This is a genomic window from Bradyrhizobium sp. WYCCWR 12699 (assembly GCF_032144035.1).
Taxonomy (GTDB): Bacteria; Pseudomonadota; Alphaproteobacteria; order Rhizobiales; family Xanthobacteraceae; genus Bradyrhizobium.
This window is the reverse complement of the sequence record NZ_JAVTJN010000032.1, coordinates 863,664-887,835: the sequence shown is the minus strand read 5'-3', so window position 1 is coordinate 887,835 and position 24,172 is coordinate 863,664. Positions and strand designations below refer to the sequence as shown.

The 24,172-nt window shown below is 65.5% G+C and carries 19 protein-coding genes and 1 pseudogene; 11 read left to right on the top strand and 9 right to left on the bottom strand.

The window, feature by feature from the left end:
- Positions 1 to 364: 364 nt before the first annotated feature.
- The 5 genes and pseudogenes from RPS27_RS19005 to RPS27_RS18985 all read left to right on the top strand — a co-directional run bounded on the left by RPS27_RS19005 (position 365) and on the right by RPS27_RS18985 (position 7,191).
- Entirely contained in the window at positions 365 to 1,135 is a 771-nt protein-coding gene (locus RPS27_RS19005) for a DUF3108 domain-containing protein (RefSeq protein WP_376717405.1), read from the top strand.
- A gap of 705 nt (positions 1,136 to 1,840) precedes the next feature.
- Entirely contained in the window at positions 1,841 to 5,275 is a 3,435-nt protein-coding gene (locus RPS27_RS19000) for a helicase-related protein (RefSeq protein WP_212065774.1), read from the top strand.
- A 12-nt stretch (positions 5,276 to 5,287) separates the two neighbouring features.
- Positions 5,288 to 5,551 (top strand): annotated as a pseudogene (locus RPS27_RS18995) (RNA-binding S4 domain-containing protein); the annotation flags it as partial.
- 132 nt (positions 5,552 to 5,683) lie between these two features.
- Positions 5,684 to 6,022, top strand: coding sequence for a ferredoxin FdxA (fdxA, locus tag RPS27_RS18990; RefSeq protein ID WP_063198086.1), 339 nt, complete (start codon positions 5,684 to 5,686; stop codon positions 6,020 to 6,022).
- Between the two features lie 344 nt (positions 6,023 to 6,366).
- On the top strand, positions 6,367 to 7,191 hold the full coding sequence (locus RPS27_RS18985) for a CarD family transcriptional regulator (protein WP_212065775.1): 825 nt from the start codon (positions 6,367 to 6,369) through the stop codon (positions 7,189 to 7,191).
- A gap of 93 nt (positions 7,192 to 7,284) precedes the next feature.
- On the opposite strand, the gene RPS27_RS18980 is transcribed toward RPS27_RS18985, so the two are convergent.
- The 7 genes from RPS27_RS18980 to cyoA are packed head-to-tail and all read right to left on the bottom strand — an operon-like array spanning position 7,285 to position 14,234.
- Positions 7,285 to 7,818, bottom strand: a complete 534-nt coding sequence (locus RPS27_RS18980; protein ID WP_212065776.1) for a response regulator transcription factor — start codon at positions 7,816 to 7,818, stop codon at positions 7,285 to 7,287.
- Positions 7,815 to 9,212 carry an ATP-binding protein gene (locus tag RPS27_RS18975; protein ID WP_194405646.1) on the bottom strand — a complete coding sequence of 466 codons (1,398 nt, stop codon included), beginning with the start codon at positions 9,210 to 9,212 and terminating at the stop codon, positions 7,815 to 7,817. The genes RPS27_RS18980 and RPS27_RS18975 overlap by 4 nt, the downstream gene beginning before the upstream one ends.
- On the bottom strand, positions 9,184 to 10,047 hold the full coding sequence (locus tag RPS27_RS18970; protein WP_212065985.1) for an SURF1 family protein: 864 nt from the start codon (positions 10,045 to 10,047) through the stop codon (positions 9,184 to 9,186). The genes RPS27_RS18975 and RPS27_RS18970 overlap by 29 nt, the downstream gene beginning before the upstream one ends.
- Positions 10,044 to 10,424: a cytochrome o ubiquinol oxidase subunit IV gene (gene cyoD, locus RPS27_RS18965; RefSeq protein WP_194405648.1), complete on the bottom strand. Its 381-nt coding sequence runs from the start codon at positions 10,422 to 10,424 to the stop codon at positions 10,044 to 10,046. Before cyoD ends, RPS27_RS18970 begins: the two co-directional genes overlap by 4 nt.
- Positions 10,421 to 11,050, bottom strand: coding sequence for a cytochrome o ubiquinol oxidase subunit III (cyoC, locus tag RPS27_RS18960; RefSeq protein ID WP_211420037.1), 630 nt, complete (start codon positions 11,048 to 11,050; stop codon positions 10,421 to 10,423). The genes cyoD and cyoC overlap by 4 nt, the downstream gene beginning before the upstream one ends.
- Entirely contained in the window at positions 11,051 to 13,048 is a 1,998-nt protein-coding gene (cyoB, locus tag RPS27_RS18955) for a cytochrome o ubiquinol oxidase subunit I (RefSeq protein WP_212065778.1), read from the bottom strand.
- Between the two features lie 25 nt (positions 13,049 to 13,073).
- A complete protein-coding gene (gene cyoA, locus RPS27_RS18950) occupies positions 13,074 to 14,234 on the bottom strand; it encodes a ubiquinol oxidase subunit II (protein ID WP_212065779.1) in 1,161 nt (386 codons plus the stop codon).
- Between the two features lie 180 nt (positions 14,235 to 14,414).
- Here cyoA and RPS27_RS18945 point away from each other — a divergent pair, with 180 nt between their 5' ends.
- Together RPS27_RS18945 and RPS27_RS18940 are read left to right on the top strand one after the other, a co-directional pair.
- Positions 14,415 to 15,743 (top strand): MFS transporter, encoded by a 1,329-nt coding sequence (locus RPS27_RS18945; RefSeq protein WP_212065780.1) that lies wholly within the window; start codon positions 14,415 to 14,417, stop codon positions 15,741 to 15,743.
- 72 nt (positions 15,744 to 15,815) lie between these two features.
- A complete protein-coding gene (locus RPS27_RS18940) occupies positions 15,816 to 16,211 on the top strand; it encodes a c-type cytochrome (protein WP_212065781.1) in 396 nt (131 codons plus the stop codon).
- Positions 16,212 to 16,316: 105 nt separating this feature from the next.
- On the opposite strand, the gene RPS27_RS18935 is transcribed toward RPS27_RS18940, so the two are convergent.
- Together RPS27_RS18935 and RPS27_RS18930 are read right to left on the bottom strand one after the other, a co-directional pair.
- A complete protein-coding gene (locus RPS27_RS18935; protein WP_246776535.1) occupies positions 16,317 to 17,708 on the bottom strand; it encodes a M48 family metalloprotease in 1,392 nt (463 codons plus the stop codon).
- A gap of 134 nt (positions 17,709 to 17,842) precedes the next feature.
- Positions 17,843 to 18,613 (bottom strand): thermonuclease family protein, encoded by a 771-nt coding sequence (locus RPS27_RS18930; RefSeq protein ID WP_212065782.1) that lies wholly within the window; start codon positions 18,611 to 18,613, stop codon positions 17,843 to 17,845.
- A 365-nt stretch (positions 18,614 to 18,978) separates the two neighbouring features.
- On the opposite strand from RPS27_RS18930, the gene RPS27_RS18925 reads away from it, so the two are divergent.
- The 4 genes from RPS27_RS18925 to RPS27_RS18910 all read left to right on the top strand — a co-directional run bounded on the left by RPS27_RS18925 (position 18,979) and on the right by RPS27_RS18910 (position 24,170).
- Positions 18,979 to 20,184 (top strand): ABC transporter substrate-binding protein, encoded by a 1,206-nt coding sequence (locus RPS27_RS18925; protein ID WP_212065783.1) that lies wholly within the window; start codon positions 18,979 to 18,981, stop codon positions 20,182 to 20,184.
- Between the two features lie 193 nt (positions 20,185 to 20,377).
- Complete coding sequence (locus RPS27_RS18920; RefSeq protein WP_211420041.1) at positions 20,378 to 21,166, top strand: enoyl-CoA hydratase; 789 nt, start codon at positions 20,378 to 20,380, stop codon at positions 21,164 to 21,166.
- Positions 21,167 to 21,168: 2 nt separating this feature from the next.
- On the top strand, positions 21,169 to 21,918 hold the full coding sequence (locus tag RPS27_RS18915; RefSeq protein ID WP_212065986.1) for a hypothetical protein: 750 nt from the start codon (positions 21,169 to 21,171) through the stop codon (positions 21,916 to 21,918).
- Positions 21,919 to 22,016: 98 nt separating this feature from the next.
- Positions 22,017 to 24,170 carry an acetate--CoA ligase family protein gene (locus tag RPS27_RS18910; RefSeq protein WP_212065784.1) on the top strand — a complete coding sequence of 718 codons (2,154 nt, stop codon included), beginning with the start codon at positions 22,017 to 22,019 and terminating at the stop codon, positions 24,168 to 24,170.
- Positions 24,171 to 24,172: the final 2 nt, after the last annotated feature.

Here is a 24,172-nt window from a genome sequence, read left to right as displayed (position 1 = left end):
CGCCCTGCGTCAAGGTTTTGGGCGGTCTTTTGAGGCCGCCCGGGTCGTGCGCTCCCTCCCCCGCCTGCGGGAGAGCTTTCGAAGCCCCCGGCACCCGCCCGATCACCAAAACGGCAATGTTTGTCGCGCCTTACCATCACATAAAGGGCGTAATCGCCGCCGAAGACTCCAGTGGAGTTCCCGGCCCGACACACCCGGACACATTGTTTGCCGCGGTTTTTGGCTTAAGTAACAGCCGTCGCGTGCTCCCATGGATTGTATTGTGCTGATCATGCCCTTTTCTGCGCCCAAATCGCGCTTCGCCCGGCCGCGCCTGACCGGCTGGCTGGCGGCGGTTTGCGGGCTCGCCGTGCTGTGGGGCGCGATGCCCGCGGCGGCGCAGGGCAAGCTCGAGGCGCAATATGAGGCCTCCCTGGCGGGCATCCCGGTCGGCAAGGGCGGCTGGAATATCGATATCCAGGACGACGTGTTCGCGGCAGCCGCCGCCGGCGGCACCTCGGGCCTGCTGAAATCCTTCACCGGCGGCTCCGGCACCGGCGCCAGCCAGGGCCGCGTCGTCAATGGCGCGCTGGTTGCGACCGGCTACCAGGCCTCCACTACCACCTCGAAGAAGACCGAAGAGATCCGCATCACGCTCGACAAGGGCAATGTGAAGGATTTTGCGATCCTGCCCGAGCCGCCGGTCGATCCTGACCGCATCGTCGTCACCGACGCCCATCGCCGCGGCGTCTGGGACCCCATGACGGCCTCGCTGCTGCGCGTGCCCGGCAATGGCGACCCTGTTACGCCGGAGGCCTGCCACAACTCGGCCCCCGTGTTCGACGGCCGCATGCGCTACGACCTCAAGCTCGATTTCAAGCGCATGGAGACCGTGAAGGCGGAAAAGGGCTATCACGGCCCGGTCGTGGTCTGCTCGCTGTATTTCGTGCCCGTCGCGGGCTACATCCCCGACCGCCCCGTGATCAAATACCTCGCCGCCCAGCGCAACATCGAGATCGCCTTCGCGCCTGTGGCGGGCACCCGCATCCTGGTCCCGTTCTGGCTGAAAGTGCCGACGCCGCTCGGGCCCGCGATGCTGGAAGCGACCAGCTTCATCACCACAGCCCAGCCGCCGCGCGTGGCCAAGACGCAGTAGGGGCGCGCCGCCGCAGCGGCGGTCCGTTTACCCTCCCCTGGAGGGGGAGGGTCGGCTTGCAGCGCGTCCTCCCTCCGCCGTCATTCCGGGCGCGCCCCTTGGCGCGAAACTGGAATCCATCGGGCCGCGGAGACTGTCTCACGATGGATTCCGGGTTCGCGACTGCGCCGCGCCCCGGAATGACGAGCGGAATTTTTGGCTCACAAAAGATCCAGCAATTTCAATGGCCCTCCTACTGTGCATGGGGTTGTTTTCGCGAAAATGAGTTTGGAGGGGCCCCTCCCGGGAATCCATTTGACTCCTCCCCGATTCTGATTCGACTCCGCGCCGTCCCCAACTTAAGGCTTTCCGCCCTCCAAACGCCGCTTGTGCGGCGGCCTAAAACTCCATCTAGTTGCTGCCGATAAGACTCCCGCGACATGTTGCGTGAACGGAACGGGACTCAATCTGGAGTCAGCGATTCGGCCGCGATTCGTTCTAGAGTCGTTCCGAAGCTTAAGACGGGCAGGAAAAGCGTCGCAAAGTGAGACAGTTGCGGGAGGTTTGGGGAGCAGCTCCCACGCACGCGGTGTCGTCGCCCGGCCAGTGCGCAATGGCGCATCAGGACTGGGGGCATGACAGCGATGAGTGCGGATGGCCCCATGCACCCGACCGCCCCAATCCAGCACTGACATTCGCCCAAATCGCCACTACCTAATCCCCCAGATGCCCTTTTCCTCCTCCCCCTTCGCTTCCGAGCGCGCCGCGTCCGATCGTGTGCCTGGCGCCGGCGTCACCGCGGTGCTCGGGCCGACCAACACCGGCAAGACCCATCTCGCCATCGAGCGGATGCTCGCGCATCCGTCCGGCATGATCGGCCTGCCGCTGCGCCTGCTCGCGCGCGAGGTCTACAACAAGATCGCCGCAAGGGTCGGCAGCGAGGCCGTCGCGCTCGTCACGGGCGAGGAGAAGATCAAGCCGAAGAGCCCGCGCTATTGGGTCTCGACCGTCGAGGCGATGCCGCGCGACCTCGACCTCTCCTTCCTCGCCGTCGACGAGGTGCAGATCGCGAGCGATCTCGAGCGCGGCCACGTCTTCACCGATCGCATCCTCAACCGCCGCGGCCGCGACGAGACGCTGCTGCTGGGTGCGGCGACGATGCGCCCGATCATCGAGCGCCTGTTGCCGGGCGTCTCCATGATCACGCGGCCGCGCCTGTCGCAGCTGGAATTCGCCGGCGACCGCAAGATCACGCGCCAGCCGCGCCGCACCGCCATCGTCGCGTTCTCGGCCGATGAAGTCTACGCCATCGCCGAACTGATCCGCCGCCAGCACGGCGGCGCCGCTGTCGTATTGGGCTCGCTGAGCCCGCGCACGCGCAATGCGCAGGTCGAGATGTTCCAGAACGGCGACGTCGATTATCTCGTCGCCACCGACGCCGTCGGCATGGGCCTCAATCTCGACGTCGACCACGTCGCCTTTGCCTCCGACCGCAAGTTCGACGGCTATCAGTTCCGCCGCCTGACGCCGTCTGAATTCGCGCAGATCGCCGGCCGCGCCGGCCGCGCCACCCGCAACGGCACGTTCGGCACCACGGGCCGCTGCGCGCCGTTCGAGCCCGAACTCGTCAACGCGCTGCAGAACCACACTTTCGATCCCGTGAAGATGCTGCAATGGCGCAACTCCAAGCTGGACTTTGCCTCGCTCGGTGCGCTGCAGGTCTCGCTGAACCTCGCCCCCGGCCACGAGGCGCTGACGCGCGCGCCCATCGCCGAGGACATGCGCGTGCTCGACCATGCCGCCCGCGACGCCGAGGTGCGCGATATCGCGCATGGCAAGGCGGCGGTGGAACGGCTGTGGGAGGCCTGCCAGGTCCCTGATTACCGGAAACTGTCGCCAGCGGCCCACGCCGAGCTGGTGACCACGCTCTACGGCTTCCTGATGCAGAAGGGATGCATCCCCGATTCCTGGTACGAAGCCCAGGTCACCCAGGCCGACCGCATCGACGGCGACATCGACACGCTGTCGGCCCGGATCGCGCAGATCCGCACCTGGACCTTCGTCGCCAACCGCCCGGATTGGCTGAGAGACCCCGATCGGTGGCAGGGAATTACGCGGGACGTCGAAAATAAATTATCGGATGCGCTCCATGAACGCTTGACTGAGCGTTTCGTTGATCGCCGGACCAGTGTATTGATGCGCCGCCTGCGGGAGAACACGAGCTTGAATACTGAAATCGGCAAGACCGGCGAAGTCATCGTCGAAGGCCATGTCATCGGCCGCCTCGACGGCTTCACCTTTGCACCGGATGCGGCGGAAGCGGGCTCCGATGCGAAAGCCTTGCAGGCTGCAGCGCAAGCGGTGCTCGCCGGCGAGATCAACACGCGCGCCGAACGATTGGGCAATGCGCCGGACGATCAGTTCGTGCTGACCTCGGAAGGCATCATCCGCTGGACCGGCGATGCCGTGGCGCGGCTGTCTGCCGCAGACGACGCGCTGCATCCGCGCATCCGCATCATCTCCGACGAGCGCCTCACCGGCGGCCCCCGGGAGAAGGTGCAGGCGCGGCTCGAACTCTGGCTCAAGACCCATATCGAGAAGCTGCTCGGGCCGATGTTCGAGCTCTCCAAGGCCGAGGACGTCACCGGCATTGCCCGCGGCATCGCCTATCAGCTCGTCGAGGCGCTCGGCGTGCTCGAGCGCCCCAAGATCGCGAACGAGCTGAAGGATCTCGACCAGCCCTCGCGTGCCGTGTTGCGGAAGTATGGCGTCCGCTTCGGCGCCTATCACATCTATTTCCCCGGCCTGCTCAAGCCCGCCGCGCGCGCGCTCGCCGCGCTGCTCTGGGCCTTGAAGCAGGACAATGTCGATCTGTCCTCGCTGTCGGGCGCGCAGCATCTGGCCTCCTCGGGGCGCACCTCGTTCCCGGTCGACAAGGCGCTGCCGCGCGATGCCTATCGCGTGCTCGGCTACAAGCAGGCGGGCGAGCGCGCCGTGCGCGTCGACATCCTGGAGCGCCTTGCCGATCTGATCCGCCCGGCGCTGGCCTGGCGCGAGAACGCCTCCGGCGAGAAGCCGGCCGGCGCCTTCGACGGCCGCAGCTTCGTGGTCACGCAGGCGATGACCTCGCTCACGGGATCCGCCGGCGAGGATTTCGCCTCGGTGCTGCGTGCCCTCGGCTATCGCATGGAGAAGCGTCCGCCGCTGCCGCAAAAGCCCGTCGCGACTGAGCAGGCCCCGACTGAAACGGTCGCAGCGGAGACGCCGCCGGTTGAAGGCAGCGCCGAGACCTCGGGCGAGACCGCGGCTGAGGCCGTTGCCGGCCTGCACGAGACGCCGGCCGCAGAGGCAGCCGCTGAGCCGGTCACCGTCGAAGATGCACCCGGCATGGAGCCGCAGGACGAGCCGGCTCACGACGCCGAGCCTGCGCTGGAAGCCTCGGCGCCCGTCACGCCCGAAGACGCCCCCGGCATCGCGCCGCCGGCCGAAGAGCCTGCTGCGCAAGCCGAATCCAATGCTCTCGAGGCTGCGCCCGCCGAGGCCGCCGCCACGGAAGCCGCAGCAATGCCCGACGCTGCTGCGCCTGAGGCCGCGGCCACGCCGGCCGAGCCCGAGCTGGTCGAGGTCTGGCGTCCCGGTGGCCGTCACGAGGACCGCAAGCCGCGCCACGAGCGCCACCGCCACCAGCGTCATCACCATCAGCGCCCGCAGGCGGGCGCCGAAGCAGGCGCCGCGCCCGCGGAGGGCGGGGCCGCGCAAGCCGCCGACGGCGAGAAGCGCAACGAGCGCCATCGCGGCCCTCGCAGGGACGGCGGGAGAGACTTCCGCAAGCCGCGCGAAGGTGGCGGCGAAGGCGCGCCGCGTCCCGAGGGGCGCGACGACAAGAGCCGCCGTTTCGAGGGCAAGGATCGCGACAACAAGGGTCGCGACAACAAGGATCGCAACCGCGACAACAAGGGCAAGTTCGGTGGCGATCGCGACAAGGGCCGTGACAACCGTGGCCGTGACCGCGACAAGGGCCGCGACCGCCAGGGCGGTCCGTCGCTGCGTCCCTACGCTTCCAGCGCGAACCCGCGCGAGCGCGATCGCCCCGCTGATCCGAACTCGCCGTTCGCAAAACTCGCTGCGCTGAAAGAGCAGCTGTCGGGCCGCAAGGAGTAACCCACGACGACCGAGCGGCAGCGCCTCGACAAATGGCTGTGGCACGCGCGGGTGGTCAAGGCGCGCACCTCGGCCGCTGAGCTCGTCGAGACCGGCCACGTTCGGGTCAACGGTGAGCGGGAAAAGTCGCCCGGTCACGCGATCAAGCTCGGCGACGTCATCACCGTCGCGCTCGATCGCACCGTGCGGGTGTTGAAGGTCACCGGCTTCAGCGAACGCCGCGGCGACGCCGCCTCGGCGCGCGTGCTCTACGAGGAGCTCGGGACACGCAATTAATTGCGCTTCGCATTCATTTCTTGGTCGATCAAACACACAAAGCCGTCATGATCGGGCCTTCCCGACCTTGCGGCGCCGGGCCATCCGCGCTACGCAAGCCGCGACTTTTAAAAGAGCTTTTCGGAGCGTTGGATGACTTACGTCGTCACTGAAAACTGCATCAAGTGCAAGTACACCGACTGCGTCGAGGTCTGCCCGGTCGACTGCTTCTACGAGGGTGACAACATGCTGGTCATCCACCCCGACGAGTGCATCGATTGCGGCGTGTGCGAGCCGGAATGCCCCGCCGACGCCATCAAGCCGGACACGGAACCGGGCCTCGAGAAGTGGCTGGAAGTGAACACCCAGTACGCCAAGAGCTGGCCGAACATCACCCAGAAGAAAGAATCACCTGCCGACGCCAAGGAATTCGACGGCATGGAAGGCAAGTTCGAGAAATATTTTTCTCCGAACCCCGGCTCCGGCGACTAATTCAGGCCCAAACTTAACCCTAATAGCGGCGCTGCGGCCGAAATCCAGCCCTGAAGACCCCTAAATCATTGATTTTTGCGGGAAATGTGCTATATTGGGCACATTAAGCCGAACCCCGTCAGCCCCGTTGGCCCCTCTGGGTTCCCGTGAAACCAAATGTCGAACAGGGGCGTGGCAGTTTCCGCGCGCAGGCTGTGTCACAGAAAACGCGTAAAAAGAGTACTTCAGCGAGGGCTTCCCATAAGGAGGCCAAAAAAGTCGCCGCGGCCAGCCGTAGCGCATCCAAGGGTCGGACCGCGACGAAGGCGCCGGCTGCAAAGTCCTCGAAGAACAAAAGAAGCGCAATGCCTAACAAGACTGCCAAACCGGCCGCGAAAGCGACCGCTGCTAAGCCTGCTGCCAAGCCTGTGACTGCCAAGGCCCCCGCCGCTAAGGCTCCCGCTGCCAAGCCCGCCGCGCCGAAGGCTCCTGTTGCTGCTGCTCCTGCCAAGGCTCCTGTCGTTGCCGCCAAGCCGGTCGCGAAGCCCGCTGCTGCCCCGAAGGTCGAGGAAAAGAAGGTCGTGACCCAGCGTCAGGGCTTCAAGGCCAACGAATTCGTGGTCTATCCCGCTCACGGCGTCGGCCAGATCCTGGCCATCGAGGAGCAGGAGATCGCCGGTGCGAAGCTCGAGCTGTTCGTCATCAACTTCATCAAGGACAAGATGACGCTGCGCGTGCCGACCGCCAAGGTCGCCAATGTCGGCATGCGCAAGCTGTCCGATCCGACGCTGGTGAAGAAGGCGCTGGAGACGCTCAAGGGCCGCGCCCGCGTCAAGCGCACCATGTGGTCGCGCCGCGCCCAGGAATACGAAGCGAAGATCAATTCGGGCGACATCGTCGCAATCGCGGAAGTCGTGCGCGACCTCTATCGCTCGGAGTCGCAGCCGGAGCAATCCTACTCAGAACGCCAGCTCTACGAAGCGGCGCTCGATCGCCTCTCCCGCGAGATCGCGGTGGTGCAGCACTCGACCGAGACCGAAGCGGTCAAGGAGATCGAAGCCCAGCTCGCCAAGAGCCCGCGCCGCAACGCCAAGGCGGAAGCCGCCGAAGGCGAAGCCGATGCGGATGCCGAGGGCGATACCGACGATACCGATGGCGACGACACCACCGTCGCCGACGAGGCCGCGTAAGCGTCCCCTCGCTCGATCGCAACAGATCAAAGCCCGGCCGTTCGGCCGGGCTTTTTGTTTGGGGGCGGAGGGGCGGTGAGAATTGCGGACGGCCTACTTCACCGGCCGCTTCTCGAGCTTCCGCGCCAGCGTACGCCTATGCATGCCCAATCGCCGGGCCGCTTCCGAGATGTTGAAGTCGGTCTCGATCAGGGTCTGGTGGATGCGCTCCCATTCCAGCGTCTTGATCGAGGTCGGCCGCGCGTCGAGCGCGACCTCGGTATTGCCAGCGGCCTTGGTGAAGGCGGCTTCGATGTCGTCAGTGTTCGAGGGCTTTGCGAGGTAGTGGCAGGCGCCCAGCTTGATCGCCTCCACGGCTGTGGAGATGCTGGCGAAGCCGGTCAGCACCACGATCAGCATGTCGGGGTCGTGCGTGTGCAGCAGCTCGACGCAGGCAAGGCCGGAGGCGCCACCGAGCTTGAGGTCGACCACGGCGTGGCCGAAGGAGCGCTCCTCCAGCACCTGGCGCACGTCTTCGATGGAGGCCGCCAGCACGACGTCATAGCCGCGGCGCTCGAACGAGCGCTTCAGCGTGCGGGCGAAGCCGGCATCGTCCTCGACGACGATGAGCGAACGGTCAGGCGTCAAAATTCCCCTCCGATCGCCAGCGTTGCCAGCGGCAGCGTCAGGCGCACCGTGGCGCCGCGCTTCCTGTGGTTCTCGGCCGTGACGCTGCCGCCCAGCTTGCGCACCACGTTCACCACCAGGAACAGGCCGAGCCCGCCGCCGGCGCGGCCCTTGCTCGAGTGGTAGGGCTTGCCGAGCTGGGCCAGCATCTCCGGTGCGAAGCCCGGGCCGCGGTCGCTGATCGCCAGCACGAGATTGTCGCCCTCGCGCTCGGCCACGAGCTCGACCCAGTCGCGCGACACCTCATAGGCATTGTCGAGCACGTTGAAGATCACCTGCTTCAACGCGATGTCGGAGACGATCGCAACATCCGCGCCGAAGGTGTTGACGAAATAGAGCGTCCGCGCCGAGCGCGCGTCGCGCCACTCGTCGACCAGGGCGGTCACGAAGGCCGTCACCGTCGTCGGCGAGGAGCCTTCGCCGCGCGCTTCGCCGGCCGAGACCAGGATGCCCGTCACGATCGACTTGCAGCGCTGCAGCGAGGTTTCCATCTCCGCGAGGTCCTCGGCGAGCTCCTGGTCGGTGGCAAGATCCGGCATGCGGCGCCAGTCGCTGAGGATGACGGAGAGCGAAGCCAGCGGCGTGCCGAGCTCATGGGCCGCGCCGGAGGCGAGCAGGCCCATGCGCACGATGTGGTCCTGCTCGGCGGCATGCTGGCGCAGCGCCGCCAGATGCGCGTCCCGCTCGCGCAGGTTTCGGTTGATGCGGGTGACGAACACGACGAGCAGCACGGCGTTGAGCACAAAGCCCAGCAGCATGCCGAGCACGGTGAGAGAATAAGTCTCGCTCAACGGGTTCGGCGGCAGGTCCAGCGGCCGGTACGCCAGTGTCAGCCACACGAAACTCGCGCAGGTCAGCGCGACCAGCGACCAAGTCGAGCGGGCATCGAGCAGCACCGCGCCGAGCGTCACCTGGAGCAGGAACAGCGAGGTGAAGGGGTTGGTGGCGCCGCCGGAGAGGTAAAGCTGCGCGGTCAGCGCGGCGACATCGAGCATCAAGGCGACCAGGAGCTCGTTGTTGGTGATCGCGGCGCGATGGCGCACCCAGATCAAGCTGGAGACGTTGAGCAGCACGAGGGCGCCGATCACCGCGCCCATCCGCTCCAGCGGCAGGGGGATGCCGAGGCCGAAATGCACGGCGCCGATGGTCACGATCTGGCCGACCACCGCGGTCCAGCGCAGCTGGATCAGCAGCGCCATGTTCTTGCGGTTGGTCTCGTCGTCGGTCGGCGCGGCACCGATCAGCTCGCTGCGTGCGTCCGCCTGCGATTGCAGCGTGACGGCCAGCCCGCCATCAGCAAGCGCGTGGGGAAGCGTCTTCCCGTCGTCAGGCCTGTTCGACGATCGTTCCAGCATCTGATCCCGTCCTGCGCGCGGCGACATCTGAGCCGCCGGCCGGTTCGTGGACGAAGCCATCCAAGGCTGTCTTGCGGCGGAACAGCCCGCCGCCGAACGTGACGAAAAGCTTAGCCGCCAGCATGAAGGCCAGGGCAAACCACGTCAGCGCGTAGATCAGGTGGTTATTGGGAAAGCGCACCACGGTCAATCCGCCGATGGGACCGCCAGCGGGTTGTGATCCGGCGTCGGCATCGATGAAGAAAGGTGCGACATCGCCGAGGCCGCGGGCCGCCGCGATCGCGGCGACATCCCGCGAGTACCAGCGGTTGTGCTGCGGCACGTTGTTACGGAGGAACCCGCCTTTTGGCTCGGTGATGCGGAGCAGGCCGGTGATCTCGACCTGGCCGTCCGGATTGCCGTCCCGGCGCGTCGATGCGTCACGTCGCTCCGACGGCACGAAGCCGCGGTTGATCAGGACCTGCGTGCCATCGCTGCGCTGGAGCGGCGTCAGCACCCAATAGCCCGGGCCTTCCTCGGTGACGGCCTGGACCAGTGTCTCGCGGTCATGCAGGAAGCGGCCGGTGACGCTGACATGCCTGTATTCGTCGTCGGTGGCGCTGACCGCGGGCCATGAGGCGCGCGAGGGGATCGGCTGGGCTGTCGCATGGACGCGCTGCTCGACACGGTCGATCAGCGCCAGCTTCCAAGCCCGGCGCTCGATCTGCCAGATGCCGAGTGCGATCAGAACGACGAAGACGATCAGCGCGAGGACCGTGAGCCACAGGGACGGGGCGCGCGCAGCCTTGCCGCGCGGCGCACCGTCCCTGTCTGTCACGGTCCCGATTTCGTTCACTTCATCCCGCTCATCTGGTGCATCGGCATCATGTTGCTGTTGAGGTGGCTCATCACCCACAGCGAACCCGACAGCGCAATCACCACCATGACGATGGTGAAGATCAGGGCCATCATGCTCCAGCCGTTCTCGGACGTCGTGTTCATGTGCAGGAAGTAGATCATGTGCACGACGATCTGCACGACCGCGAAAGCCATGATGACGAGGGCGGTGATCTGCTTGCTCGGCAGGACGCCGCTCATCACCAGCCAGAACGGAATGGCGGTGAGCACCACCGAGAGCACGAAGCCGAGCATGTAGCCCGAGAATGTGCTGTGGGCGTGGCCGCCCTCGTGGTGATGATCGTCGGCATGGGCGGCGTGGGTATCGGTGCTCATCGCAGAACTCCCAGGAGATAGACGAAGGTGAAGACGCCGATCCAGACCACGTCGAGGAAGTGCCAGAACATCGACAGGCACATCAGGCGGCGGCGGTTGGCCTCGATCAGGCCGAACTTGCCGACCTGGACCATCAAGGTCACCAGCCAGATCAGGCCGCAGGACACGTGCAGGCCGTGGGTGCCGACCAGGGTGAAGAACGCCGACAAGAAGGCGCTGCGCTGGGGCGTGGCACCTTCATGGATCATGTGGGCGAACTCGGTGAGCTCGATGCCGATGAAGGCGAGGCCGAACAGTCCGGTGATCGCCAGCCAGATTTGCGTCTGCGCCACCTTGTTCTGCTGCATCGTCAGCATGGCGAAGCCGTAGGTGATCGACGACAGCAGCAGCATCGAAGTGTTCACCGCGACCAGGTTGAGGTCGAACAGGTCCTTCGGCGCCGGGCCGGCGGCGTAATTGCCGCCGAGCACGCCGAAGGTGGCGAACAGGATCGCGAAGATGAGGCAGTCGCTCATCAGGTAGATCCAGAAGCCGAGCGAGGTGCTCCAGCCTTCCGGATGCGGATGCTCCTCGGCGACGTAGAAGACCGGCTCGCCGGTTTGTGAAGGATTGACAGCGACGGTCATTTACTTGGCTCCGGCGAGCAGTTTGGTGCGCGCGTCCTCGGTCCGGATGACGTCCTCAGCCGGAATGTCGAAGTCGCGGTGATAGTTGAAGGTGTGGCCGATGCCGACGGCGAGCATCGCAATGAAGCTCAACGCCGCCAGCCACCAGATGTACCAGATCAGGCCGAAACCCATCGCGGTGGCGAGGCCGGCGAGGATGATGCCGGTGCCGGTGCTGCTGGGCATGTGGATCGGCCTGAAGCCGGTGAGCGGGCGCTGGTAGCCGCGGCGCTTCATGTCCCACCACGCGTCATTGTCGTGAACGACGGGGGTGAAGGCGAAGTTGTAGTCCGGCGGCGGCGAGGAGGTCGCCCATTCCAGCGTACGGGCATCCCAGGGATCACCGGTGACGTCCTTGAGCTGCTCGCGCCTGAGGAAGCTCACCGCGAACTGCATCAGCATGCACATGATGCCGAGCAGGACGAGGCCGGCGCCGATCGCGGCGATGACGAACCAGATCTGCAAGCTGGGATCGTCGAACACGCGTAGACGGCGGGTCACGCCCATCAGGCCGAGCACATAGAGCGGCATGAAGGCGAGGTAGAAGCCGGTGACCCAGAACCAGAACGACAGCTTGCCCCAGAACGGATCGAGCTTGAAGCCGAACGCCTTCGGGAACCAGTAGGAGATGCCGGCGAACGCGCCGAACACCACGCCGCCGATGATCACGTTGTGGAAATGCGCGATCAGGAACAGGCTGTTGTGCAGGACGAAGTCGGCCGGCGGCACCGCCAGCAGCACGCCGGTCATGCCGCCGATCACGAAGGTCAGCATGAAGGCGATCGTCCACATCATCGGCAGCTCGTAGCGGATGCGGCCGCGATACATCGTGAACAGCCAGTTGAACATCTTCGCGCCCGTCGGGATCGAGATGATCATCGTGGTGATGCCGAAGAACGAGTTGACACTGGCGCCCGAGCCCATCGTGAAGAAGTGGTGCAGCCAGACCAGGTACGACAGGATGGTGATGACGACGGTGGCGTAGACCATCGAGGTGTAGCCGAACAACCGCTTGCCGGAGAAGGTCGAGGTCACCTCCGAGAAGATGCCGAACGCCGGGAGAACCAGGATGTAGACTTCAGGATGGCCCCAGATCCAGATCAGGTTCACGTACATCATCGGGCTGCCGCCGAAATCGTTCGTGAAGAAGTTGGTGCCGACGTAGCGGTCGAGCGACAGCAGCGCGAGCACGACGGTCAGAACGGGGAAGGAGGCGACGATCAGGACGTTGGTGCAGAGCGAGGTCCAGGTGAACACCGGCATCTTCATCATGGTCATGCCGGGGCAGCGCAGCTTGACGATGGTGCAGATCAGGTTGATGCCTGACAGTGTCGTGCCGACGCCGGCGACCTGCAGCGCCCAGATATAATAATCGACGCCGACATCGGGACTGTAGCCGATGTTCGACAGCGGCGGATAAGCCAGCCAACCGGTGCGGGCGAATTCGCCGATGAACAGCGAGGCCATAACCAGCACCGCGCCGCCGACCGTCATCCAGAAGCTGAAATTGTTCAGGAACGGAAACGACACGTCGCGCGCGCCGATCTGCAGCGGCACGACATAGTTCATCAGGCCGGTGACCAGCGGCATCGCCACGAAGAAGATCATGATCACGCCGTGGGCGGTGAAGACCTGGTCGTAGTGATGGGCGTTGAGATAGCCTTCGGAGCCGCCGAAGGCCAGCATCTGCTGGCCGCGCATCATCAGCGCGTCGGCAAAGCCGCGCAGCAGCATCACGATGCCGAGGATCATGTACATGATGCCGATGCGCTTGTGGTCCACGGTGGTGAACCATTCGCGCCAGAGATAGCCCCAGAGGCGGAAATAGGTGAGGCCGCCGAGCAGCGCGGCGCCGCCGAGCGCGACCACCACGAAAGTGCCGACCACGATCGGCTCGTGCAGCGGCAGCGATTCGAAGCCGAGCCGGCCGAAGATGAGCTTGAGAAGATTAGGAGACATGCGAACTCTCTTTAGGAGTCTGACTTCAAGAGTCGGACTTGGGACGTTGTCCGAGGAAGAACGACGAGGACTTCAGCGGCGTGAAGGTCGGCCGCTTTAGGCCGGCGCCGGTGAGCGGCGCGATGTCGAGGGGAGCCGTGATGGACGCCGTGGTCCTGCCCTGCGGCGCATCGGGCGTGCAGGTGCCGGCGACGAAGGCCGGCTCGGGCCCGAGCGGGGCGCCGCGGCGGGCATATTTGTCGTAGGCGAGCGGCAGGGTGTTGTTCAGGCCCTGATGACCGGCGCCGCCCTTGGCGTCGATTGCCATCATCTCGCTTTGGCACATCTTGCCGGTCTCGACGCACATGTTGAGGATCAGGCGATAGAGATCGGCATCGACGGCGCCGTAGCGCCGCACCGGCTCGTTCTGGCTCGGCTTCTCGAGCTGGAGATATTCGGCGCGGCCAAGCGAGCCGCCGGCAGATTTGGCCTTGGCGACCCAGTCGTCAAAGCCCTTGTCGTCGAGACCCCAAAAACTGAAGTGCATGCCGGAGAAGCCGGCGCCGCTGTAGTTCGCCGAGAAGCCCTTATAGGTGCCGGCGTGGTTCACCACCGCATGGAGCTTCGTCTCCATGCCCGGCATCGCGTAGATCTGGCCGGCGAGCGCGGGGATGTAGAACGAGTTCATCACCGAGGACGCGGTGATGCGGAAGTTGATCGGACGATCGACGGGCGCTGCGAGCTCGTTGACGGTGGCGATGCCGTAGTCCGGGTAAATGAAGAGCCACTTCCAGTCGAGCGCGACGACGTCGACCTCGAGCGGGGCCTTGGACTGGTCCACGGCGCGGTCGGCATGGATGCGGCCGAGCGTGCGATAGGGGTCGAGCAGGTGCGTGCCCATCCAGGTCAGCGCGCCAAGGCAGACGATGATCAGGAGCGGAGCGGACCAGATCACGAGCTCGAGGGCGGTCGAATGATCCCAGTCCGGCTCGTAACGGGCCTCGGTGTTGGACTGGCGATAGCGCCAGGCGAACAGCACCGTCAGCGCCATCACGGGGACGACGATCAGGAGCATCAGGACGGTAGAGATGATGACGAGGTCGCGCTGTTGGGCTGCGATATCGCCGGCTGGCGCCAGCACAACGTAGTCGCAGCCGGTGAGCGCAGCAGCCAGAGGTAGTAGCGCCAGGATCTTGAGACGAGACACGGGCCGAGCCTTTGAGAATGAGTTTCCTTTGCGGGCCCAAGGGGTAGCTGCGGCGCAGCAATCCGGACATTGGACAATTTGTCCAATGTTGCAGTGCGGAATGTTGGGTCAGACAGGCCCAGTCTGCCTGGCGCCCCGCCGGGCGGTCGGCTTTGTTTTCAGGACGTTAAGGGCGCACGCATGGCGACGGCACAGACCCCTGCAATGGCAGATCTCCACTCGGGCGAGCACGGCCACGACCAGGCCAGTCCCGGCGAGATCGCCATCGGCGTCATCATCGGCCGCACTTCGGAATTCTTCGATTTCTTCGTCTTCGCGATCGCCTCGGTGATCGTGTTCCCGCGCCTGGTGTTCCCGTTCGCGAGCGAGCTGACCGGCACGCTCTATTCCTTCATGGTCTTCGCGCTGGCCTTCATGGCTCGCCCGATCGGCACCGTCATTTTCATGACGGTCGACCGTGCCTACGGCAAGACGGCCAAGCTGATCTCGGCGCTGTTCCTGCTCGGCACCGCCACCGTGGCGCTGGCGTTCCTGCCCGGCTATCACGAGATCGGCGTTGCCGCGATTTGGCTATTGGCGCTGGCGCGTATCGCGCAGGGTCTGGCCTGGGGCGGCGCCTGGGACGGCATGGCCTCGCTGCTGGCGCTGAATGCGCCGCCCTCCAAGCGCGGCTGGTACGCGATGGTGCCGCAACTCGGGGCTCCGCTCGGGCTGATCGTGGCAAGCGCGCTGTTCGCCTATTTCGCCGGCAATCTTTCGGCCGACGATTTCTTCGACTGGGGCTGGCGCTATCCGTTCTTCGTCGCGTTCGCCATCAACGTCGTGGCGCTGTTCGCGCGCCTGCGCATGGTGACGACGGAGGAATATGCCTCGCTGTTCGAGACCCGCGAATTGCAGCCCGCGCGCATCTCCGAGACCGTCGCGCGCGAAGGCCAGAACATCATGCTGGGCGCGTTCGCGCCGCTGGCGAGCTTTGCGCTGTTTCACATGGTCACGGTGTTTCCGCTGTCCTGGGTGTTCCTGTTCACCCGCGAGAGCCCGGTGCGCTTCCTGATCATCGAGATCGTCGCCGCCGTGTTCGGCGTCGGTGCGATCGTGGTCTCCGGCATCATTGCCGACCGGGTGGGGCGCAAGTCGTTGCTGATGGGATCGGCGATCGCGATTGCGATCTATAGCGGCTTTGCCCCGCAGCTGCTCGACGCCGGCGCGTTCGGCGAAACCATCTACATGGTGATTGGCTTCATCCTGCTCGGCCTGTCGTTCGGCCAGTCCTCCGGTGCGATCGCGTCGAACTTCAAGCAGGCCTATCGCTACACCGCCTCGGCGCTGACCTCGGACATGGCCTGGCTGTTCGGCGCCGGCTTCGCGCCGCTGGTCGCGCTGCTGCTCGCCACCAATCTCGGCGTCATCGCGTCGGGCGCGTATCTGCTGTCGGGCGCGTTCTGGACGTTGCTGGCGCTCTGGCTCAGCGGCCAGCGCGAGGCGGGCGACATGGACGCGGGCGCTTAAATCGCGCCCCGCGGACCGGAATAAAATTCAGATCGGACGATCCTGTTTGCGGTGATGCAAGCAGGAGATTCCATGAACGTCCGGTCCACCCCCGCCCGCCCGCGAAGTTTTGCAAGCCTGGCCTTAGCTATCGTCGCGGTCGTCTGCTCAACCGGGCTTGCCCACGCCACCGGCAATGCCGCGCGCGGCCAGACGCTCTACAAGGGCTGTGCGGATTGTCATTCAATCAACGAGAACGCGGTCGGTCCGATGCACAAGGGCGTGGTCGGCCGCAAGGCGGGCAGCGTGCCCGGCTACGACTACTCGGCCGATCTGAAGAACTCAGGGATTGTCTGGACCGAGGACAATCTCGACAAATGGCTGGCCGGACCGCAGGCCATGGTGCCGGAAACCAAGATGTTTTTCGACGTGCCGGACGCGCAGGATCGCGCTGACATCATCGCGTATTTGAAGGAGAAAGCGCGGTAGTCTGTAGCCCGGATGGAGCGAAGCGTAATCCGGGGCAGAGTTACCGCCTGCACAATCCCCGGATTGCGCTGCGCTCCATCCGGGCTACGCCGACAGTCTGCCGTGTCAATCCGCCACGATCTTCACGCGATCGCGCACCTTCACCTGCGCGGTGCGGTCGAGGCCGTTGAGCACGCGGAAGCGCTCGGCGGGATGATCGACGCCGGCCATGCGGTGGGACAGCGACTCCACGGTGTCGCCGGGCTGCACGGTGATGACCTTGATGCGCAAGGGGCGGGCGGCCTGGATCTCGTCGAGGGTCAGGCGGCGGAACGAATTGACGGTCTCGCGCGCGTTGCGCTCGCTCTCGGTCGATTTCTGCCTGGTCGCGAAGATGAAGCGATAGACGTCGCTGCCGAAGCGCAGCGCATAGACCTTGAACTGCCACTGGTCGCCCTTGGCGGTGGCGGACGCGGCCGGGAAGCCGTTGATGGTGATGTCTTCGGTGGACGCCTTCTCGACGCCCTCCATCCAGCCGGAATTCAGGTAGTCGCCGAGCGACTGCTCGGCCGGCACGCGCACCACGTCGAAACGCATCGCCTGCGCGCCGCCCTCGCGCACGCCGATCACGGCTTGGGCGGTGTTGTCGAGCGTGAAATTATCCGGCGCCTGGAAGGTGAAGCCAAGCTTCGGATGCAGGAAACGGCGGCCGCGCACGAAACCTTCGCTGGGGTCTTCGCCGTAGACGAGGTTGTCGATCGCGGCGAGATAGGTCTCGCGGTCGCGCTCGGCGCCTTCGGGGGCCGTGTATTGCCGCGCGATGTTCTGGGCGTTCTGCACACGCTCCGGGGTTGCCGGATGCGACGAGGTGAAATCCTGCGCGCGCGGATCGAGCGAGGACTTGCCGGCCTTCAGCTCGGCATTGCGCTCCATCGCCGAAAGGAAGCGTGCCGCACCATAGGGGTCGAAATGCGCCTTGGCGGAAATGCCGACGCCGATGCCGTCGGCCTCGAACTCCTGCTTGCGCGAGAAGCTCGCCATGGTGAGCTTGGTCTTGGCGAGCGCGAGCGCGGTGAGGTCAGGATCGTTGCTCATGTCGGTGACGACGCGGGTGACGATCGCGGCCTGGCGCGCCTGGTCCTCGCGCATCGCGGCGTGCTTGGACAGCACATGCGCCATCTCGTGGCTCAGCACGGAGGACAGTTCCGAGGTGTCGCTCGCGAGCGCCAGCAGGCCGCGCGTGACATAGAGCTGGCCGTTCGGCAGCGCGAAGGCGTTCACCGCGCCGGAATTGAGGATGGTGACCTTGTAGCCCTGGTCGGGACGGTCCGAGGCCGCGACCAGCCGGTCGACGGTCTTGCTGACGAGCGATTCGAGCCTGGGGTCGTCATAGGCCCCGCCATAGCTCGCCAGGATGCGTTCGTGCTCCTTCTCGGTCGCGGGGGTCTGCGCGACGGCCGGCTTCGGTTTCGGCATCGCGACGGCCGGAGGGGTCGCGGCAGCCTGGAACCGGCCCATGTCGCCGCAGCCCGCCAGCGCCGTGCTGAGGGCAAGGCACAGCGCAGCCGGCGCAGCCCGCAGGCGGCGGCATTCATGCCGTACGTGCCGTTCTAGCACCCCATTCACGTCGTTTAACCCGTGCCCGGCCTGCTCTAAGGCCTTACCCCTGTCGGCTCGTTTGCGCCCAGCAACTCGACCTGTCCTACGAGGCGTATATCGATACGCGGCCCCGTAGTCCCCTCAACCCAGCCCCGAACTCGAATACGTTTATTCTCCAAGGACTTAAGGGTAATTCCGGCGTTTTCAAACGCCGGCAGCGCGCGTTTTGAAATAGCCGCGGCAAAGCCCCGTGTCCAGTTTCGTCCGAAGTTGAGGTAGGTCATTGCCCCAGCTTGCTTGACGGACAGGACTTTACCCTCGACCACCACAAAGCGCCCGATCCCCGCCAAAATATCGTCCGGACTTTCCGCGTTTTTTATGGCCGACGGGTCAGCCCAGCTGCCCTTTTTTTGGCGCCGCGCCGCTGCTTCCGACGCCATCAGGGCCGCCGCGCAGTCCTTGTCCGTGATTTCGGCGGAGACCATGGCGTCGCCCTCGGCGAGCAGGATGGCCTGCACCGAGGTGTCGTTTTCGCCGAGGAAGACCAGCGCGCCCTGGCGGCCATAACGATCCGGCGTGTCGTCGCTGCCGCGGAGCGCGACGTCGCGGCCGGCGAGCAGCGAGGCAAGCGCGTGTTTCGTGGTCGCCGTGGGCTCGATCCCGATCAGGCGGATTTCGCGGCCGTCGTCGAGACGGACGCTGCGCGCATCGACGATGGCGGCGACGCGGCCTTCGCCCTGGGACTCGAACTGACACGGCGCGGCGAACGCGGCGTCAGCCGCGACGAGAAGGAATGCGACGATGAGGAAACGTCGTTGCGCCAAGTGGCCCGGAGAGGTTGCGTTGCGGACCGATCATAGCCCATGCGTAGTGGGTCGCGAAGATGTTTCCTCACGTTCCGTCATTGCGAGCGCAGCGACTTGCCCGCCGAAGCCTTCGGCGAAGGCGGAAGCCATCCAGACTATTTCCGCGGGAAGACTCTGGATTGCTTCGTCGCAAGAGCTCCTCGCAATGACGATGCGGAGACACCTTGCGTCTTCTCATCATTCCGCTTTGCGGAAAGCGTGCAATTCATCATTCATCTGCATGGCGCCTCGCGCTTGCTGCGCTGTTGCGCATGCGGCATGATTGCGGCAACACCAATAACCAAGCCGCCATCAGAGACAGGCGATAAAGGGAGGTCTTTTCCATGAAGCATATTATGTCGGGCATTTTTGCCGCCGCGCTGGCTCTCGGCGCGAACGCCGCGCAGGCCCAGGACAAGCCGCCTCTCAAGATCGGCGGCATCCTGGATATGTCGAGCCTCTATGCCGACATCACCGGCCCCGGCAGCGAGACCGCGGCCAAGATGGCCGTGGAGGATTTCGGCGGCGAAGTGCTGGGGCGCAAGATCCAGGTGCTCGCGGCCGACCATCAGAACAAGGCCGATCTCTCCGGCAACATCGCCCGCGACATGCTCGACAACCAGGGCGTCGAGATGATCTACGACGTCGCGGCGTCCGCGACGGCGCTTGCGGCCGGCGAGATCGCCAAAGCGCGCAACAAGATCATCATGTTCAACGGCCCGGGCTCGATCCGTCTCAGCAACGAGGCCTGCGGCCCCTACACCATCCACTACGTGTTCGACACCTACGGCCAGGCCAACGTGACCGGCCTTGCCGCGGTGAAGTCGGGCCTCGACAGCTGGTACTTCCTCACGGCCGATTACGCCTTCGGCCAGGATCTGGAAAAGGACACCAGTGCCGTCGTCACCAAGACCGGCGGCAAGGTGCTCGGCAGCGTGCGCCATCCGCTCAACACCTCGGACTTTTCGTCGTTCCTGCTGCAGGCCCAGGCTTCCAAGGCCAAGGTGATCGGCCTCGCCAATGCCGGCGGTGACACCGTCAACGCCATCAAGCAGGCGGCGGAGTTCGGGATCATGAAAGGCGGCCAGAAGGTCTCGCCGCTGCTCGTCTTCGTCACCGACATCGACTCGATCGGCCTCGAGACCGCGCAGGGGCTGCTGCTGGCGGAAGCGTTCTACTGGGACATGAACGACGAGACGCGCGCGTTCTCGAAGCGCTTCATGGAGCGGGTGAAGCGGCCGCCGACCTCGGCGCAGGCCGGCGTCTACTCCTCCGTCACGCATTACCTGAAGGCGGTGAAGGCGGCCGGCACGACCGACGCGGCCGCTGTCATGAAGGTGATGAAGGAAACGCCGATCAACGACTTCTTCGCCAAGAACGGCAAGATCCGCGAGGACGGCCGCATGATCCACGACATGTATCTGTTCGAGGTGAAGAAGCCGTCGGAGTCGAAGGGCCGCTGGGACGATTACAAGCTGCTCGCCACCGTGCCCGGCAACGAGGCGTTCCAGTCGCTGGAGCAGTCGCGCTGTCCGCTGGTGAAGAAGTGACGGCGTGAATCGTTGTGACGACGAGCGCGTCCCGACATAGGTCGTCATCCCGGGGCTCGCGAAGCGAGAACCCGGGATCCATCGGGCGGCAGTGACGGTCGAGAAATGGATTCTCAGGTGCGCAATTGCGCACCATAGTTCGCGCCACGGCGCGCCCCGGAATGACTGAGCAAAACAACGAGGAAGGCGTCCCATGAACGACATGGTCCTGCAGAAGCTCGAAGGCGGGCTGCTCACCATCACGATGAACCGCCCGGAGCGGAAGAACGCGCTCAACCCGGAGATGGTGGCCGGGCTGGTCGAGGCGGCGCGGCGCGCGGCTGACGATCCCGAGGTGCGCGCTGTGCTGTTCAAGGGCGCCGGCGGCTCGTTCTGCGTCGGCGGCGACGTCAAGTCGATGGCGGCCGGCCGCGCGCCGCTGCCGTTCGAGGTGAAGATGGCGAACCTTCGCCGCGGCATGGAGGTCTCGCGCATCCTGCATCAGATGCCCAAGCCTGTGGTCGCGCAGCTCGATGGTGCCGCGGCCGGCGCGGGCCTGTCGATGGCGCTGTCCTGCGACTTGCGCATCGCATCCGAATCCTGCAAGATCACGACCGCCTTCGCCAAGGTCGGCTTCTCCGGCGATTACGGCGGCACCTATTTCCTCACCCAGCTGCTCGGCAGCGCGCGGGCGCGCGAGCTCTATCTGATGTCGCCGGTGCTGACCGCGAGGGAAGCTCACGCGATCGGCATGGTGACCAAGGTCGTGCCCGACGCCGAGATCGACGCCGCAGCCCACGAGCTCGCGCTGTCGCTGGCGCAGGGGCCCTCGATCGCGCTCGGCTTCATCAAGCGCAACATCAACAATGCCGAGCATCTGGCGCTGGAGGATTGCTTCGACGGCGAGGCGATCCATCACACCCGCTGCGGCGACACCGAGGACCACAAGGAGGCCGCAAAAGCCTTCGTGGAGAAGCGCAAGCCGACCTTCAGGGGCGCATGACCGTGGCGCCCTATATGCGTCTGCGGCAGATCTGCCTCGTCGCGCCGCAGCTCGCGCCCGTGATCTCCGACATCGCGGAGATCATGGGCGTTGCCGTCTGCTACCGCGACGGCAATGTCGCGAAGTACGGCCTGGAGAACGCGCTGCTCCCGGTCGACACGATCCTGCTGGAGGTTGTCGCGCCCTTCAAGGACGGCACCACGGCCGGCCGGTTCATTGAGAAGACCGGCGGTCGCGGCGGCTATATGGCGATCTTCTGCTGCAACGATCCCGACGAGCGCGGCCGCAACGCCAATGCGCTTGGCGTGCGCACCGCCAACGTCATCGACCACGCGCCCTATCACGGCGTGCAACTCCATCCCCGCGACTGCCGCGCCGCCTTCATCGAGTTCAATCACACCGAAGGCAGCGACGACATTCTGGGCCCGTATCCGCCCGCGGGGCCGGATTGGCAGAAGTTCATCCGCAAGGACGTGACGCAGGCGCTGGTCGCGGTGGAGATGCAAAGCCCGGATCCGCAGGGGCTGGCCGAGCATTGGGGCAAGATCATCGGAATTGCGGTTGATGGCCCCGAGCTGAAGCTGCCCAACGCGACCTTCCGTTTCGTGAAAGGCGTCAGCGAGATCATGAGCGCGCTGGAGTTTCGGGTGACCGACGTGGCTCAGGTGCTGCATGCCGCCAAGGCCAGGGGGCTCGCGGTGGCCGGCAACGAATTCTTGCTGGGTGGGGTGACGTTCCGGCTTGCCGGTTGAGGTCTTGCCTTCCCAGCTCTCAATCCGTCATCCTTCGAGGCCTCCGCTGCGCTCCGGCGCCTCAGGATGACGGATAGCCACAAGAGCAGGACCTCAACATGCCGCATCCGCTCGACAGCTTCTTCGCTCCCGCCAGCATCGCGCTGATCGGCGCCTCGCGCGATCACGAGAAGATCCCGGGCCGGCTGCTGTCGATGCTGCGCAAGAACGAGTATCCCGGCAAGATCTACCCGGTGAATCCGAACTATGCCGACATCGACGGGCTCGCCTGCCACAAATCGATCGGCGAGATCGGCGCGCCCATCGATCTTGCCGTCATCATCATCCCCGCCCGCGCGGTGCTCCCTGCGCTGGAGCAATGCGCCGCCGCCGGCGTCAGGAATGCCGTGATCATTTCCTCGGGCTTTGCCGAGGAGGGCGGCGACAGCGCGGCGATGCAGGATGCGATCGGGGCGCTGGCGAGGCGCACCGGCATGCGGATCTCAGGTCCGAACGCCGAGGGTTTCTTCAGCCAAGTGCAGCGCGTGGCGGCGACGTTCAGTCCGGCCGTGGATGTGAAGCCCGAGGTTGTGCCGCTCGTTGCCACCACGAAGCGGATCGGCATCGTCGCGCAGAGCGGCGGCATCGGCTTTGCCTATTATCACCGCGCGCGGGCGCTCGGCGTCGCCGTCAGCTATGTCGTCAGCTCCGGCAACGAATCCGATCTCGGCGCCGGCGAGTTCCTGGATTACATGGTGCGGGATGCTTCGACCGACGTGATCCTGCTATTCATCGAAGGCATCCGCGACGTCGACAAATTTCTTGCCGCGGCCCGGCGCGCCGCAGAGGTGAAGAAACCGATCATCGTCACGAAAGTCGGCCGCTCCGGTGCGGGCCAGCGCGCGGCGGCCTCGCATACCGCGAGCATGGCCGGCTGGTCGGCGGCCTATGACGCGGTGTTTGCGAAATACGGCTTGATCGTCTCCAACGATCTCGACGAGGCGCTGACCATCGCGGCGATGCTTGCCAGCAATCCCCTGCCGAGGGGCGACCGCGTCGCAGTGGTGACGGTGTCGGGCGGGGCCGGCATCTGGGGCGCGGATGCCGTGGCACTGCAAGGCTTGCGGGTGCCGGAGCTCTCCGAGCCCATCCAGGCGGGGATCAAGGCGTTGATGCCGTCCTATGGCACGGCGCGCAACCCGATCGACGTCACCGCGCAGGGTGTCACCTCGGGCGGCCTGCAGAAGAGCGTCGATTTGCTCACCGTGTCCGACGAGGTCGATGCTATCCTGGTCGTGCTGTCGCTGTCGAGCGAAGTGCGCAAGCCGTTCAAGGAAGAGGAGTTGGAGCCGGTGCTGTCCGCGCAGCACAAGCCGGTGGTGTTCTACTCCTACACGGTGCCATCCGACTTCGCGCGGCGCGAGCTCGCGAAATCCGGCGTGGTGGTGCTCTCCGGCCTCACTTTTGTCGGCACCGCGATGCGGCAGCTGGTCGATTACGCGAGGTTCAACCTTCCGAAGACTGCGGACGCGACGCGGCTGCCGCCGCGCGATCTCTCCGCACATCTGAAGGCGCCGGTTCTATCCGAGGCCGACAGCAAGGCGTTGCTCCGCGCCGCCGGCATCGTGCTGCCGGATGAGGTGCTGGTGCGGGACAAGAGCGAGATCGACCAGGCGGTCGGCCGCGTCGGCTTGCCCCTGGCGATGAAGATCCAGTCGCGCGATATCGCTCACAAGAGCGAGGTCGGCGGCGTGCGCCTCAACATCGCCACCAAGGGTGAGGCGTTTCTCGCGTTCGAGGCCTTGCTCGACGCTGCGCGCAAGCATCGACCGGAGGCGGATATCCAGGGCGTGCTGGTCGGCCCGATGGCGAAGCGCGGCGTCGAGATCATCGTCGGCACGATGCTGGATGAGACGTTCGGTCCCCTCGTGATGGTGGGTCTCGGCGGCATCACCACAGAGTTGTTCCGCGATGTCGTCTATCGGCCCGCGCCGGTGAGTGCCGAGGAGGCGGGTGCGATGCTGGCGAGCCTGAAGGCAGCGCCGTTGCTGAATGGATTTCGGGGAGCGGCAAAGGCGGATGTGGCGGCTCTGTCGCAACTGATCGCCGATATCTCCGTGCTCGCCGCGCGGCACGCAAAGGAAATCGCGAAGATCGAGCTCAACCCGGTGCTGGTGCACGCCGAAGGGCAGGGCGTGACGATCGTCGATGCGCTGGTGGTGGGAAGCGTTGAACCCTCTCCCCTTGTGGGAGAGGGTGGCTCGCCGCCATAGCG

Excerpts from the sequence above, each read along its gene's own strand:
- cyoC (WP_211420037.1), bottom strand. The coding sequence starts at position 11,050 with ATGACCGTCGCTGTCAATCCTTCACAAACCGGCGAGCCGGTCTTCTAC.
- RPS27_RS18910 (WP_212065784.1), top strand. The coding sequence starts at position 22,017 with ATGCCGCATCCGCTCGACAGCTTCTTCGCTCCCGCCAGCATCGCGCTG.
- RPS27_RS19000 (WP_212065774.1), top strand. The coding sequence starts at position 1,841 with ATGCCCTTTTCCTCCTCCCCCTTCGCTTCCGAGCGCGCCGCGTCCGAT.
- RPS27_RS18945 (WP_212065780.1), top strand. The coding sequence starts at position 14,415 with ATGGCGACGGCACAGACCCCTGCAATGGCAGATCTCCACTCGGGCGAG.
- fdxA (WP_063198086.1), top strand. The coding sequence starts at position 5,684 with ATGACTTACGTCGTCACTGAAAACTGCATCAAGTGCAAGTACACCGAC.
- RPS27_RS19005 (WP_376717405.1), top strand. The coding sequence starts at position 365 with ATGCCCGCGGCGGCGCAGGGCAAGCTCGAGGCGCAATATGAGGCCTCC.
- cyoD (WP_194405648.1), bottom strand. The coding sequence starts at position 10,424 with ATGAGCACCGATACCCACGCCGCCCATGCCGACGATCATCACCACGAG.
- RPS27_RS18975 (WP_194405646.1), bottom strand. The coding sequence starts at position 9,212 with ATGCTGGAACGATCGTCGAACAGGCCTGACGACGGGAAGACGCTTCCC.
- RPS27_RS18940 (WP_212065781.1), top strand. The coding sequence starts at position 15,816 with ATGAACGTCCGGTCCACCCCCGCCCGCCCGCGAAGTTTTGCAAGCCTG.
- RPS27_RS18985 (WP_212065775.1), top strand. The coding sequence starts at position 6,367 with ATGCCTAACAAGACTGCCAAACCGGCCGCGAAAGCGACCGCTGCTAAG.
- RPS27_RS18925 (WP_212065783.1), top strand. The coding sequence starts at position 18,979 with ATGAAGCATATTATGTCGGGCATTTTTGCCGCCGCGCTGGCTCTCGGC.
- cyoB (WP_212065778.1), bottom strand. The coding sequence starts at position 13,048 with ATGTCTCCTAATCTTCTCAAGCTCATCTTCGGCCGGCTCGGCTTCGAA.
- RPS27_RS18920 (WP_211420041.1), top strand. The coding sequence starts at position 20,378 with ATGAACGACATGGTCCTGCAGAAGCTCGAAGGCGGGCTGCTCACCATC.
- RPS27_RS18935 (WP_246776535.1), bottom strand. The coding sequence starts at position 17,708 with ATGGGCCGGTTCCAGGCTGCCGCGACCCCTCCGGCCGTCGCGATGCCG.